The 14,201-nt window shown below is 55.8% G+C and carries 14 protein-coding genes; 6 read left to right on the top strand and 8 right to left on the bottom strand.

All coding sequences use genetic code 11. The features are described from left to right. Window positions 1-126: 126 nt before the first annotated feature. Window positions 127-2,403 carry an amino acid permease gene (locus MUG98_RS14845; RefSeq protein WP_265108222.1) on the top strand — a complete coding sequence of 759 codons (2,277 nt, stop codon included), beginning with the start codon at window positions 127-129 and terminating at the stop codon, window positions 2,401-2,403. A 28-nt stretch (window positions 2,404-2,431) separates the two neighbouring features. On the opposite strand, the gene MUG98_RS14840 is transcribed toward MUG98_RS14845, so the two are convergent. The 3 genes from MUG98_RS14840 to MUG98_RS14830 all read right to left on the bottom strand — a co-directional run bounded on the left by MUG98_RS14840 (window position 2,432) and on the right by MUG98_RS14830 (window position 5,272). Continuing rightward, window positions 2,432-2,872: a universal stress protein gene (locus MUG98_RS14840; RefSeq protein ID WP_265108221.1), complete on the bottom strand. Its 441-nt coding sequence runs from the start codon at window positions 2,870-2,872 to the stop codon at window positions 2,432-2,434. A 79-nt stretch (window positions 2,873-2,951) separates the two neighbouring features. Next, window positions 2,952-3,308: a hypothetical protein gene (locus tag MUG98_RS14835; RefSeq protein ID WP_265108220.1), complete on the bottom strand. Its 357-nt coding sequence runs from the start codon at window positions 3,306-3,308 to the stop codon at window positions 2,952-2,954. A 1,220-nt stretch (window positions 3,309-4,528) separates the two neighbouring features. After that, complete coding sequence (locus tag MUG98_RS14830) at window positions 4,529-5,272, bottom strand: Lrp/AsnC family transcriptional regulator (RefSeq protein ID WP_265108219.1); 744 nt, start codon at window positions 5,270-5,272, stop codon at window positions 4,529-4,531. A 431-nt stretch (window positions 5,273-5,703) separates the two neighbouring features. Here MUG98_RS14830 and MUG98_RS14825 point away from each other — a divergent pair, with 431 nt between their 5' ends. From MUG98_RS14825 to MUG98_RS14810, 4 genes are all read left to right on the top strand, one after another. Further along, window positions 5,704-6,372 carry a potassium channel family protein gene (locus MUG98_RS14825; protein WP_265108218.1) on the top strand — a complete coding sequence of 223 codons (669 nt, stop codon included), beginning with the start codon at window positions 5,704-5,706 and terminating at the stop codon, window positions 6,370-6,372. After that, the gene (locus MUG98_RS14820) at window positions 6,372-7,919 is read left to right on the top strand and encodes a TrkH family potassium uptake protein (protein WP_265108217.1); all 1,548 of its coding nucleotides are present in this window, start codon (window positions 6,372-6,374) and stop codon (window positions 7,917-7,919) included. The genes MUG98_RS14825 and MUG98_RS14820 overlap by 1 nt, the downstream gene beginning before the upstream one ends. A 342-nt stretch (window positions 7,920-8,261) precedes the next feature. After that, window positions 8,262-8,549 (top strand): hypothetical protein, encoded by a 288-nt coding sequence (locus tag MUG98_RS14815; RefSeq protein ID WP_265108216.1) that lies wholly within the window; start codon window positions 8,262-8,264, stop codon window positions 8,547-8,549. A gap of 315 nt (window positions 8,550-8,864) precedes the next feature. After that, on the top strand, window positions 8,865-10,193 hold the full coding sequence (locus MUG98_RS14810) for a TIGR00341 family protein (RefSeq protein WP_265108215.1): 1,329 nt from the start codon (window positions 8,865-8,867) through the stop codon (window positions 10,191-10,193). Window positions 10,194-10,534: 341 nt separating this feature from the next. On the opposite strand, the gene MUG98_RS14800 is transcribed toward MUG98_RS14810, so the two are convergent. The 5 genes from MUG98_RS14800 to MUG98_RS14780 all read right to left on the bottom strand — a co-directional run bounded on the left by MUG98_RS14800 (window position 10,535) and on the right by MUG98_RS14780 (window position 13,817). Next, window positions 10,535-10,684: a hypothetical protein gene (locus MUG98_RS14800; RefSeq protein ID WP_265112563.1), complete on the bottom strand. Its 150-nt coding sequence runs from the start codon at window positions 10,682-10,684 to the stop codon at window positions 10,535-10,537. A gap of 255 nt (window positions 10,685-10,939) precedes the next feature. Beyond that, window positions 10,940-11,419 (bottom strand): hypothetical protein, encoded by a 480-nt coding sequence (locus tag MUG98_RS14795; protein ID WP_265108214.1) that lies wholly within the window; start codon window positions 11,417-11,419, stop codon window positions 10,940-10,942. Between the two features lie 283 nt (window positions 11,420-11,702). Further along, window positions 11,703-12,284 carry a CDP-alcohol phosphatidyltransferase family protein gene (locus tag MUG98_RS14790; protein WP_265108213.1) on the bottom strand — a complete coding sequence of 194 codons (582 nt, stop codon included), beginning with the start codon at window positions 12,282-12,284 and terminating at the stop codon, window positions 11,703-11,705. 1 nt (window position 12,285) lies between these two features. Next, complete coding sequence (locus MUG98_RS14785; RefSeq protein WP_265108212.1) at window positions 12,286-12,780, bottom strand: GNAT family N-acetyltransferase; 495 nt, start codon at window positions 12,778-12,780, stop codon at window positions 12,286-12,288. 791 nt (window positions 12,781-13,571) lie between these two features. Further along, complete coding sequence (locus tag MUG98_RS14780) at window positions 13,572-13,817, bottom strand: MarR family transcriptional regulator (protein WP_265108211.1); 246 nt, start codon at window positions 13,815-13,817, stop codon at window positions 13,572-13,574. A 185-nt stretch (window positions 13,818-14,002) separates the two neighbouring features. Between MUG98_RS14780 and MUG98_RS14775 the strand changes: the two genes are divergently transcribed. After that, complete coding sequence (locus tag MUG98_RS14775; RefSeq protein ID WP_265108210.1) at window positions 14,003-14,200, top strand: hypothetical protein; 198 nt, start codon at window positions 14,003-14,005, stop codon at window positions 14,198-14,200. Window position 14,201 lies beyond the last annotated feature (1 nt).

Here is a 14,201-nt window from a genome sequence, read left to right as displayed (position 1 = left end):
GTAGCGTGGTACTTTATATCGATGTTCCGGAGTGAAATTACTTGATACGTAATTATCTACCCCCAATATTACTGATCGAGCAATTCTACCGGAGTTCTTATATGTGGGGTGTTCGATTTCCCGGGTATGAGCCACGGCGAGAGTAACGAGGAACTCGCAAAGGACCTCGGCCTCATCTCCGCGATGACGATCGGAATCGGGACGATGATCGGTGCCGGGATTTTCGTCTTGCCCGGCGTCGCCGCCAACGCAGCAGGGCCGATCGTCGTCGTGTCGTTCGTCGTCGGCGGCCTGATCGCGATGGTGAACGCGCTGTCCGTCTCCGAACTCGGTACCGCGATGCCGAAAGCCGGTGGCGGCTATTACTACATCAACAAGTCGCTCGGGCCGATGTTCGGATCGATCGCTGGCATGGGCGACTGGATGGGTCTCGCCTTCGCCTCCGCGTTCTATTGCATCGGATTCGGCCAGTATCTCGCTGTCTTCGTCCCGTTACCGGAGGTTGCGTTCCTCAGCCCGATCCAACTCGGGGCGCTCCTTGCCGGCGGTCTGTTCGTCGCCGTCAACTACATTGGGGCGAAGGAGACCGGCGGTGTCCAGACGATCATCGTGTTCACGTTGCTCGCGATCCTCACCGCGTTCGCACTCGCCGGCTTCTCATCGTTCGACTACGCGACGCTCGCCGACGAGGGCGGCCTTGCGCCGTTCGGGACGGGTGCGATTCTGCCGGCGACTGCACTCGTGTTCGTTTCGTTTCTCGGCTACGCGAAGATCGCAACCGTCGCTGAGGAGTTGAAGAATCCAGGGCGGAATCTCCCCATCGCTATCATCGGGAGCGTCGGGATCGTGACCGTCATCTACGCGATCCTCGTGACGACCATGCTCGGAGTCATCTCGTGGCCCGACCTCAGTCAGGATGCGCCGGTCGCACAGGCCGCCGAGGTCGCGTTTCCGACCTCGCTCGGTCCGGTCGGGGGTGTCGCTGCTGCCGCCGCAGTGCTGATGACCGTCGGCGCGCTGTTGGCGACGGCGTCGTCGGCGAACGCCTCGATCCTCGCCTCGGCGCGCATCAACTTCGCGATGGGCCGCGACAAGATCGTCACCAACTGGCTCAACGAAATTCACCCGAACTTCGCGACGCCCTATCGATCGATTCTCGTCACCGGGGCGCTCATCATCGCATTCATCACGTTTCTGGGGAGAGATATCGAGGTCCTCGCGAAAGCGGCGAGTGTCCTCCACCTCATCGTCTACGCGCTGATGAACGTCGGACTCATCGTGTTCCGGGAAGCGGACATCCCGGAGTACGATCCCGATTTCCGGGTTCCGTTCTATCCCATCACGCCGATCCTCGGCGCGATCTTCTCGCTCGGACTCATCGCGTTCATGGATAGGCTGGAGATCGCACTGTCCGGCGCGTTCGTTATCGCAGCCGTTCTCTGGTACTTCCTCTACGCCCGCGACAAAACACCACAACAGGGTGTCCTCTCGAACTACATCCGGAGTCGTGAGGAAGAGATGCCAGATCGGATCGTCGAGGCTGCCGATGCGGTCGCACCGAGTGGCACGGATGGCCCGACGATCATGGTCGCACTGGCCAACCCCCGAACTGAGAGTGCGCTTATCACGCTCGCCAGCGCGCTCGCTGAACACGAGGGTGGTCGAGTACTCGCCACACATATCGTTACTGTGCCCGACCAAACGGCGCTGGCTGCTGCTGCCGAGAACGGCGATCGGATCGACACGGTCTCGGAATCGCTTCTTAAAACTGCCAAAGAGGACGCGGCGGCGTTCGACGTCCCGATCGAGACGAAGACGATCCTGTCCCATCGTGGTCTCGAAGAAGTCTATGATGCAGCACAATCGAACGACGCCGACACGGTCGTGATGGGCTATGGCGGCACGCGGTTTACGGGCGGCCGCGCAGAGAGTACGCTCGACGAACTGACGCACGACTTGCCGTGTGACTTCCTCGTCCTGGACGCGACGGAATTTGATCCGACTGACGTCGTCGTCCCGACGGCTGGCGGGGCGTCGTCCGATCTCTCTGCAGAGGTCGCCCTCGCGCTTCACGAAACGATCGACGCGGAGGTGTCGTTGTTACACGTCGTCGATGAGGGGGAAGAAAAAGAGGGACGGGACTTCCTGCGCGGGTGGGCCGACGGCCATCAGTTGGCGGATGCCGCCGTACATATCGAGACGGGAGACGTCGAGACCGCGATCGAACGCGTCAGTGCTGATCATGGTCTCGTCATCATCGGCGCGACGGAGCGCGGACTCCTGTCGCGTATCGTTCGGGGCTCACTCGTGTTCGACGTCATCGAGGATCTCGATACACCGGTGCTATTGACCGAACGGCCAACATCGCGTTCGCTCCGCGATCGGCTCTTTGGCCGCCGCTGAGACGACCCGGCGCGTTCGATCGGTCGGTTCACTCGTCCGTATCCGTCCGCGGCAGTGCGATGACGGGGCGGTCGGCCCCCGTAACGAGCTTGATCGAGAGATCACCCGACAGAAACTGCATGATCCGGTTTCCACCGCGGGAGCGATACGCGATGGCGCTCGCGTCTACCTCGTCGGCAGCCTCAAAGATCGCACCCACGATATCCCGAGCGTAGGCCGTGTGATCGTCAGCGTCGGGAAACACCCTGCGGACGGCGGCGTACGATTCCGCGGCCAGCTCCTCGGATTGCTCGACGGGCGTTTTGTCCGGCACTCCCTCCCCCTTTTCGACGACGTGGAGCGCCGTCACGTGATCGGGGTCGTACGGTTCGAGCGCCATCGCCGTCTTCTCGGCATCATCCTCGTTTGCGACCGGAACGAGAACGTGAGCGAGAAGATCAGTTTGCGAGGGGCCGTGTGGGTTGCCCATACGAGAACCGGATGAAATCTTACACTATAACAGTTAGGTGGTACAGTCGAACGACCACGTTTGATCGAGCATCCCTGCGTCACTCGTCGTCGAGTTGGACTTCCCCGATAAATCTCCAGTACGACGTTTCTGTGCCGTCGGGGTGTGGTTCCTGCTCGACGTGGTAGAGATACGGGCCGTGCGGACAGTCACCGCAGTCCTCGCCACAGAAAATCTGTTTCACGACTTCGGTATATCCATCGCGCTCGGTGACCTTGAGGATGTCATCCCCAGGCTTCGGCTCGATTGGAAACGGTTCCTCATTTTGGAAGTTGAGGAGTTCCTGTGCGTGAATGATCGTCTTGCGGAATTCCTCGGCAGTAAGCTGATTCAAGTCCGAGACGAGTTGGTCAGGCACCCCTTCTGGAGGAGTTGGTTTATTCGGAGCGTCATTCATAGGTGAGATTTCGTACTAGCCGTACTTAAGCACTGCACAGAGTTCCCTGACGAAGGTAAGGCGATAGTCCGCCGCATTTATTCGTGAGTTCTTTGATGGCGACCTGGTCGCGATCCGCGATCGCGGTCGCAAGGCGCTAGTGTACGACGACGCCATGGCGGATCTATTCGATGGTTGTCTGGACATCTACCACGTCAATCGGCAGAAGATCATGAATATCCAATCTTGGTCCTCAAAAGCAGTCTCGTCTTTCAGAGCGAGGGTCTATATACAAACCGCACATAGAACGATGCATGAACGTTCGGTTGCCGAGCGTTCGTCACCCACGCTCGTTCTACGACGTGTTTAGCATCATCGCTGCCGCAGTGACCATCATGGCAATCATCCTTACCATTTGGTACGGCACGATCGTCCGGTTAGAGATGGTCGTCCTCATAGCGATCGTATTTCTCTGGGCGTTTTGGGCTATTGAACGGATTTTGTCGGAGTCCAAGGGCCGATCAAAACGTCGTCAGAATCGTCCTTGGAACCGATAGTGGTAAGAGTACTCGGTTGTCCAACTCCTCCAATCGGTTACCGATCGAAGCACCTATTCTCATGCTTTGGCCGACATCCCAGTTCCTAGCGTGATTGTTCGAAACGTCTTGTGCAGATTTTGTCCGTAGCCTGGGGATCCCAGGTTATAACGACGAGATGAAATACGGTTGTTTCGGTACGAACAATTATCTCGTGCCGGAAAGACAGCACGGTCGTCATCAGCGTATCTACAACGTGAGGTTTCCCGAAGACGTCGTAGAACAACTGTGGTTAGTGAAGACTGGGTAGTCGAGCGACCGTATTTGTCTTACTATCGGCTTTTACATGGCTGATATTCAAGCAAGGGATGATAAGGATTGGCTGATTAGTGGACAGAAGAAGAGGAAATGGGGGCACTCACCTCGATCTGCAAGGCGCTTGGCGGTGACGGGAGTCGCCTATACGAGTGCCGGAACTGTGGAGTGAAACTCCCACCAGACGAGGATGAGTGCCCTAGTTGTGGCTCGACTGAAATTGCGTGCTACAGCCTGTAATTAGAGAGAAAGCGTTACCCCAGGGGCTATCTCTCTCGGCTCAAACATCCGGCGTCTCCCACAGAAGCGATACCCGATCGCGTTCGTGACTACCATTGGAATAACTCAACTACTAGTCGGGAGTGATCGAATACACGGTCTCCAGTGGCTCTAACTACCAGTAAATACTTCTAGTGTACCCTCGGAAATTCCCGACCGCGAGTGGATCGTAACGAAGTCACCCTGCTTGATCACCGTCTCTCCAGTCGGTGTGATAGCCCGATCTTCTCGGTCGATTCTTACGACCAGCACGTCCGAGGGTATTAGACCACTTTCATTAGCTTCCTGGAGGGTCCTACCTGCAATCGGTGCTCCGTCGTTGACAACAACTTCGATCACGTTCGCGCCCCCAGCGAGGCCTGCAACACCGGTCACTGGTGAGATCGGTTCTCTTTCTCTGGGTCCGAACTGAGCGTATGGACGAAAGTATTCTCGGTGGATTAGGGCCTCATCGTCGATTTCGATTCCGAGCGTGGTGATATCTTGCGCGATGCGTGTAAGATCGTCGGTATCCGTGCCAACCGCCTTAATTCCAAGATCCCCTTTGCCCGTCATGACCTCTCTAACGTTAATAATACCTGGAATTTCGAGCACACGCTGAGCCATCTCCTGCCGGTCAGTTGCTGACGTACTGCACAGGAACAGGTTCGTCAGCAATCCGTTGGCGCGTTCATAATTCACATGCGCGTGGTACCCTACGATAACACCTTCTTCTTCGAGTCGACGGATCCGATTACGGACCGTCGGAGCAGAGACATCTACTTTCTCAGCGATATCCGGTGCAGACGTATGCCGCGCCTCTTGCGTGAGATAATACAATATTTGTTCATCAATCTCATCGATACGCTGGCTCATATTTATACCCAGCAATTAGTCCCCCTATCGACTTTTAAGTTGCCTTTGTTTTACGATTGAAAAGCGTCTCTATTTCACCCGACTCCCCTAGTCTGTCTGATGGGAAACCAGCGATTTCATACGATTTACGGCGTCTCGATGTCACAAACGATTACAAAATATATCGGCCCGAATTCAAACGAATCAGTGAATATTCGCAAGGTATTTTGCCTATCCAGAACTGGATCTTCGGTATGAGCACAGATGGGGCACCAGCACCAGAGCAACTCCCCGATCCCCACGTCGCGAATCTCGACGTGTCAGCAATCGGCTTCTCGTCGCGACCGAAGACGAAGTTACAGCAATTACTCTCCGAGATCTCCTCGCACCGGTTGATAACCGAAAGCCGGCATTCCGTCATCTTCTCAAAAGATCGAACGGAGGGAAAATAGATGTATTTGATTATCGTTGGCGCAGGCAACATTGGTTCGAACCTGATCGAGCGTGCAGTGAATGATGGGAACGACGTCGTCGTCATCGAGCAAGATGAAGAACGAGCGAACGTCGCTTCGGCGGAGTACGATTGTCTCGTCCTGCACGACGACGCGACAAACCACGATACGCTCGTTGAGGCGGAAATCGATCGTGCAGATGCCGTCATCTCCACGACGGACATCGATGCGACCAATATCATGGTCATGTTGCTCGCACAGGAACACGACGTCCCGAACCTCGTGAGCGTGGTCCACGATCCCGAAAACCTCCCCGTCTTCGAGAAGATCGGCGTCACCCTAATCGAGAATCCGCAGCGACTGATCGCGGATTACCTCTATCACGCCGTCCGATACCCGAACGTCAGTGACTTCATCGAACTCGACGATACCACCGAACTGGTAGAACTTACCGTCACCGAAGATGCGCCGATGAGTGGTCAACTCCTTAGCACAGCGTTGGAATCCGGAAGACTTCCTGAGGGATGTCTCGTCGTCGCACTTGAGCGCAACGGAAATATCCGCGCTCCAAGAGGAGATACGACCATACAGGCGGGTGATCAGGTAACGGTCTTCACAGATGACACCTCGTTGGACGATGCCGTTGCAGCGTTTACCGGATCACAATAATGAGGATCCAACACCGGGCCGTCGGGCGGGACGTCGGCCGAATTCTTCAGGTCGTCTCGCTCATGTCTGTCGTGTCAATACTGGTCGCCGTCGTCAACCGTGAATTCTTCGCGGTTCCAGCGTTTGCTATCGCTGCTGTCGTAATGGCGAGCATCGGTGTCCTACTAGCGCGACGATATCGGGACGCAGCGGAGTCTGGAAAGCCCGAGGCAATGGTTACTGCGGCTAGTGCGTGGGCGATGGTCGGCGTCCTGGGTGGCCTGCCATTTCTGTTTATCGCGTGGACGATCTCGCTCGATCCGTTCCCGGCGTGGGCAAACACGCCGCCGATGGACGATACGACGATGATATTTCTCCATCCCCTCGACGCGATCTTCGAGAGCATGAGCGGGTTCACCGGGACAGGATTGACGGTCGCCGCAGTTGAGGAGGAGTTGCCTCGGTCACTCCAATGGTGGCGGTCGTTCACTGAGTGGATCGGTGGCGTCGGAGTAATCGTGCTGACCGTCGCTATCCTTGCTCGTCCTGGTAGCGGCTCGCTCACACTCTACGAGAGCGAAGCCCGTTCTGAGAAGATTCACCCGAGCATTGTCAACACAGTCAAAGAGATCTGGAAGATCTATCTCGGATTGACGCTCGGATCAATCGGCCTGTTCCTCGCAGTCGGGATGCCGCTCTGGGGCGCGATCAACCACGGAATGACTGGCATCGCAACCGGCGGGTTCTCTGTGCATGCGGATTCGATCGGATACTACGATAGCCCTCTCATCGAGTACGCAGTTGTCCCAGTCATGGTTGCAGGAAGTATCGCGTTCCCAGTCCACTACCTGCTATTCAAGGGGCAAATAGAGAATCTTTACAAAGATATTCAGACTCGCTGGGTGTTCCTCTGGTTCAGTATTGGATCGCTCGTATTGACCGGATTTTTGCTTCTCAATGGCCAGTACGAGACGTTTGAGGAAACGTTCCGTGCCGCATTATTCCAGTTTGTCTCCGCAACATCGAACACTGGCTTCGGGACGACGACGATTGGAAATGGGACGGAACAGGTCTGGACAGCCGGGACGACGCTGCTGCTCTGTCTGGGAATGCTTACCGGCGCAGCAGCCGGCTCAACGGTCAGTGGACTCAAACTGATCCGGGTTATTACGCTCGTCAAAGGGACGGCGTGGCAAATCGGAAACGTTCTCCAGCCAGATAGCGCGATTCGGCGACTCCAGATCGGGAAGCGGAATCTCAGCGAAGAACAAGTTCAACGGGAGTACACCGAAGCAACGGTCGTATTCGTTCTGTGGGTTGCCTTCCTTATCGTTGGGGTAGCTGTCCTCCTCCGGGTACTCTCACCAGCTTATCCCCTGGAGTATGTTATTTTCGACGTGATGAGCGCTCAGAGTAACGTCGGCCTCGATTCTGGTATTACTGGACCGGATTTGCCTGCTACCGGAAAAGCGATGTTGATTATTAACATGTGGGTTGGTCGATTAGAGATTATCCCAGTCGCAGTGCTGCTGAGTACGGTTTTACAGCGATTCGGTCTTTACAGGTGATCTACTGGTCGCTTCTTGTGGAACTGCAATCCAGTTGGTGTGATGAGAGATAGACTTTCTCAGATGTATCTGATATAACGGATACGAGCGTTGTATTCAGCACTTCTGATCGAAAATCACATCTGATGAACGAGTTTCAATAGAATTGTCTCAGTAGAATCGGGGCGAGAGGTGTGTAGTGGAGTGTCTGACCGGGTAACAACGGATCTCCACTCCCTCGCCACTTCGATGAAGGATTTATAGTAATTAATTCTAATGACTACCAATGCCTCTATTGATACTTCTGGAAAAAACGGAACCGACCCGGCCAGCGCTAAGAGTCCTCGTCCACGCATTTCCAGTATGCACGACCAGGAACGGAACCGCCGGATCGTCAGATACGAGCTCGGCAAGCGCCTCCTGGAACTCCGCGGTGGCGACGTCGAGGCGATGGTCGATCGGCTCGCCCGCGGGTTCGTCGATGCCGACCTCATCGCGATCCGGAATCGCGGTCGCGAGGCGCTGGTGTACGACGACGCTATGGCGGATCTGCTCGATGGCCGGCTCGATCTCTACCGGATCGATCGGGGTGGAACAGTGTCGCGGGCCTCGTTTAGACGCGGAACAACAGCCTATTTATGTCGCCAATGACGCCGCGAATCAGCCGCTCAATTAAAGTGCGGACTGACCACCGGCGCTCCTATCAATTGCAGATGATGTTCTGAACGAAGTTCGAGATACGGTACGCAGTCAGTCACTATCTACCGCATTTTGTAACAGGAGACTGGTCTTCTTAATGCACGGGATTTGGAAGACCAATGGCCGTGTTGAATCGGTAGACGGCGGAATAGTTCGCTAAATCGATGAAGTTGAAGCGGAAGGCCTCGGTTGCCTATGACCGTCTTCGGTTCCGAGTTGCCGAGACGCGCCCAATGTTTGATGTCTGTCTCTAGTGGTCCGTATCTCATGCGCCACGTCGAGATTTCGCTCCGACCGGAGACGCGCGAACCGGTCCTAGAGGTACTTGACTCGGAACGGATTGACTACACGGTCGTTCCGACCGACGACAGTAGCGAGTACGAATCCCTCGTTTCGTTCACCCTCCCGAAAAGCGCCGTCGAAGTCGTCGTAGACGAGTTAGAGAGGGCCGGACTCGGCGAGGACGATCACACGGTGATCGTTACGGCAGACATGGTCATCTCCCGGAAGTTCGGAGCTCTCAAAGATCGGTACACGGGAGAGGTACTGTCCGATCAGCGCCTCGCTCGCTACGAACTGTACGCCGAATCGGAAGGACTCATACCGACGATTCCGATATACGTGACGCTGACGCTGGTGAGTGCGGTCGTCGCGACGGCCGGGCTGTTACTCGATTCGGCCGCCGTCGTGGTCGGGTCGATGGTCATCGCACCCTTGATCGGACCGACGCTCGCAGCCAGCGTCGGGACCGTTCTCAACGAACGGGACCTGCTCTGGACCGGGGTTATGTATCAAGTGCTCGGCGTCAGTGTAGCGATCGTCGGTTCCGCGGCGTTCGCATGGCTCTCGAAGTCGCTGTTTCTCGTCCCGCCCGGGATCGAGGTCCTCGAAATCGACGAAGTCAGCGAACGGGTCCTTCCTAACCTCTTCTCGCTGGTCGTCGCCTTCGGCGCGGGAATTGCCGGCGTATTGAGCCTCTCGACGGGAATCTCCGTCGCACTGGTTGGCGTGATGATCACCGCTGCACTGATCCCGCCCGCCGCAGCCGCCGGCATCGCTATCGCGTGGTGGATACCAAACGCCGCAGTCGGCTCGCTCATACTCGTCTTCGTCAACCTGCTGGGTGTCAATATCACGGGTCTCCTCACCCTCTGGGCGATGGGGTACCGTCCCCAAATTCAGAGTGAGACAGGGATCGCACGTCAGTTAGTCCGTCGTCGCCTCGTCGTGCTTACGCTCGCCATCCTAGTACTGTCGACATCCCTGATCGGCGTCACGTGGGCGTCGTACGAACGCGTCTCGCTTGAGAACGACGTCACGACGGAAGCGGAGGCCGTCCTCGACTCGCCGGCGTATCAGGACGTCTTCCTCATCGAAGTCGAACTGTTTCTCGAGGAAGGCATCCCGTTCGAGCCCGCAATACGAATCGAAGAAGGGACCCTACTCGAGCAACCCGAACGTATCGTAATCACGGTCGAGCAGCCGGTTGATGACGAACATCCGGAACTTGTCTCGGAACTGGACGAACGAATCACCGACGAAACGGGAGACGACGTGAGGGTCGACGTTCGGTTCATCGAGTACGATACTGCGTAGGAGATCTCGGCGCTCTATGACTGAGTATGTCATAAAATCGTTTCCACTGAATTGATTTCAGCCCCACCTTCAGCGAATCAGCTGTTAAATAGCGTGTGTGAACTTGCGAAGGACGGCCCGCTCTACGCGCCCCGGTTCCCCTTCTCAGTCCTTCTCCGAGCAGATAACCAACTGCGGCTATCATACCGGAAACGGGGGCCTTGTTTAGACGCTGTAGAGAACGACTCACTCCGGTGAACTAACTGACCTCTGGGTCAGACCCGAGTAGTGTGCCCTCTCGTCTCTCGCGTTTTACAGATCGCCACGTAACGTTGGCGAAACGCGCTGTCTCTGACGATCCTTCACCAGTGGTCAAGAAGGGTGACGGCGGCGATCTCGAGGAGTGGCTCGCTGACCATCGCGACGAACTGGACTGGGTCCATCACGAGTAGCGATGACGCTACGACAGCTGGCGCGTCGGTAGGGAACCGATCGGTGGACTGGTTTGTCACCCTGAAATTGAAGGTGCGAACACACACAGTTAGGAGTTGTGAATGTCACTTACGCTTGCCATTCGTGTTAAAAATAAACTCTATGGAAACGCGTTGATTATGATCTCGGCAACTCGTGAAAGAATCAAGAATAGTGATTGACAAAGGGGAGCGAGAAAAATCTGCTCTATTGAAATCTATACTGCGGCCGATTCTCCTCGAAACAGGTGTTAACTACAGATGCGAACTGAACGCTAGAGTGTCTATCAAGTATGCTTAGACGTAGTAGGACGGCGGATCGTTGAACACCCAGAAGGCAGCGACTATGGATAGAGCCAGCAGATCTCCGAGCACCAGCGTCCCGAGGACCGTGCGGAGCGGGAGCGTGCGCAGGGACCTGTCGTATCGCCACAACTGGGCGCCGACGAAAGCCACCGCGACGATCACACTTCCGACCAAGAACGACGGCCGGAAGGCCTCCAGTATCGTCTGATCCTCTATCGTTATCTGAATGCCAATTCCGATGGCGCTAACTATGGCCGCCCCTACCACATATGAAAATCCAGCCACCACGTGTCGTAGGGTTGCATCCCACGAGAACGGATGGAAGGCATCGGCGTCCGCATCAGGCGCTGCAAAACTCGCAATATTGGCGTACAGAAGTGGAAGTGTCCCCACCGAGATGACACATGCATACGGAAACACGGTCATAAAAGCAATCACAATCACGAAGGGGACCACGGCAATTGCCCCCAAATTCCCCAGAGCGATTGGGGGAACATGAGGATAGCGACCGCCGTAATGAGGAATAGGGTCAGCGGAACTGCGTTCTCCTTGTACCGATCCATAGCCGGGGGTAGGAACATAAGCACTGAATATACATAACCGCTAAATGTTTTCTGGTAATCGGAATGACCTCTCACTTTGCGAGGCCGCTTTAACAGTACACAGACAGATAGAGTGCGGCTTCGGAAACTGCCTCCCCCGTACTGAACAATTCGTACAAGCTCTCAAGAAATGGTCTCTGTTCTGGAGATGGTTACACAAGCGCCCCGGTAGTAATGATGGATCCGATGATGACTGCACCAATGAACTGATTCCTAGTGGCGTAGATACGAAAGGGAGCAATCATCAGCGGTGTGATGATGACAATCGAAACTGCTCCGATTAGCGATGGGATGGCTATTAGTGCGACGGCTAGCCGGACGACGAGCGCCCAGGCGGCGACATGAAAGGCCGTAATGCCCTGATAGTATGGGGGTTCGTCAGCGGTGACTGCGCCGTCGACGGAGTAGCGGGCCAACCGCAAGATGCCGAACCCGACGACGACTGTCCCGGCGAGACTCTCGAGCACAGGCGGTCCAGCAAGAAGATCGGATAACACGATCGCAGTTGGAACGAGGTAGATCACTACGTCCGCCAACGCATCGAGTTGGTGTCCGAGCGGCGAACCATAGCCAAGTCGTGCCAGACAACCGTCGGCCTTGTCACACAGAAATGCGAGAAGTAGCGTCAACGTGGCCGCATCAGGACGCCCCTGCAGAAATAGGCTGACTGCCGTCCACCCCAGTCCCAGCCCGATGAGCGTGGCGTAGTCTGCGGGAGCAAGTCGACGGAGCATCTTACACCTGCCCTCTGCGTTGAAACCTGAACAACCGATAGTATGATCGGACGCGCTTCCGTTCGAATCCCAGACTCATCAGAACATCCTTTGATGGAGCGTTATCGATACCAACGAGCGTCTGGACGTGTATTTGAGACGTCTGATCCGCGACGAATGAGAGCGCTCGAGCGACGAGTGCCGTCGCGACGCCCCGCCGCCGCCACTCGGGGGCGACGTAGAGTCCCCAGAAGTATGCACCGTCGAAGTCGATCGTTCGCTCGAGCGGGTCGACATAGAACGGGCGGTCTATCGTGACGGGTTGGACGCCGACGACACGATCGTCCGCGACCGCTGCGACGATTTGATCTTGATCGGACAGTTCCGGACGGTCCATTCGACCTGTCAGAGTAAACGTTTCTGGAGCATCAACGCGAAGTGAGATTTCGTCGGGAACGGATGGGTCTGGGAGTGGGCCGTTGAGCGGGTGTTCGAACTGTTCGAGTCGTGAGAACATCACCCCAGCATTCGCGAGCGCATCAAACACCCAGCGACCAAATGAAGTCCGAGTAAGCCTCCATATCGGGAATGTCACTGAAAATAGTAATTACATACACATAATATGCTTTCTGATTCGGCCAGTCTATGACATGTGTCGGATGACTACGGTCAGCCGACTCATCACGCAGCATGAGACGTGGTAATCGTGAGTCGGTCCGAGGTCAAATCCGGTCGCATCCAGAAAATAGTGCTGCGCTGTTGAGTCGTCCCGCGCGGTTGGTCAATCACGGTTCAAGATGCAAAACTCGGAATGTCAGCCCCGCCCGGAACTATGAACTCGCAGTTTCGAATCCTCATAGTGTTGGAACATTCCTTGAGGAGCGTTAAGCGGGAATGACCGTTGGGCCTGCCTTCTGTACGCGAGGGTAATTGAACGATGACCCACCCGGTTGCACGCTGACGAAACCGATCTCCCAGATATGAACACAAATCCAATCGTCACGTGTTCATATTTCGCCGCTCATGAGTGCGATCATTCCGCCGACTGTGCCGATCACGCCGTCCCCTAATACTCTCTTTATAAGCACACACGCATAAACCACTTCAACAATCCTATGAAAATCAACCCGTGTTCACGACTCTGGCTCGAAACAACGATATCCCTGGCATCAAGCCGTCGACGCCAACACGTGACGATTTGACGAGTCAACATAGGTCGCGGACTATTACAATCATAATCAGACAGCGTCGAATGTGACTCCTATTCGAGGGCCGGCACTACTTGACGTCTTCTTTCAGTATCCAGTTTTAGTCGTCACTGTCATCACCACTCTCGCGTGGATTTTCGACAAGCCGCCAGAGCGCTGTTGGCTCGTGAACATACTCGATCTTCTCGGCAGCGTGGAGTCGATCGAGTCGCTTCGTGACTGTCGGCCTGGAATACCCTGTTTCGTCGACAAGCATTCCAGTCGTTGCGTAACCATGTTGCGACAGCACCTCAAGGACATCTTCTGTCTTCTCGTCGATTCGCAGCCCCATTTCTTGTTGATCCATTCATGGCCCCCATGTTTAGTCTCTCACGCTACTATTTACCTTTGTTGATAGTAGTACGATCTATCTTTACGACCCATTAAGTCCAAGTGACTGGCAAATAGAGTAGTAACTGAGCACGGGAGTTCGGCCGCAGAAACTGGCCGCAGGTGCGCCAACACCCTCGACCGTGCTGGAGGAACCAGCGTATGAGTGTACACACGCAGACCCACGAATCGGTTTCGGAAGAATCGGCGGAAACGGAAACTACCCAGATCGACCTAAGTAGGATCGCAGCCCAGACGACATCGACGGCCGACGCGCTCCCGGACTGGGACGTCCACAACGCGGCGTGTCACGCAGTCCGCGACACGCTCGAGCGCGCCGTCGAAACGGAGAGGATCTGAA

This window comes from Halosolutus halophilus (assembly GCF_022869805.1).
Lineage (GTDB): Archaea > Halobacteriota > Halobacteria > Halobacteriales > Natrialbaceae > Halosolutus > Halosolutus halophilus.
The sequence above is the reverse complement of the archived record's forward strand: the minus strand, read 5'-3'. Positions and strand labels throughout refer to the sequence as shown.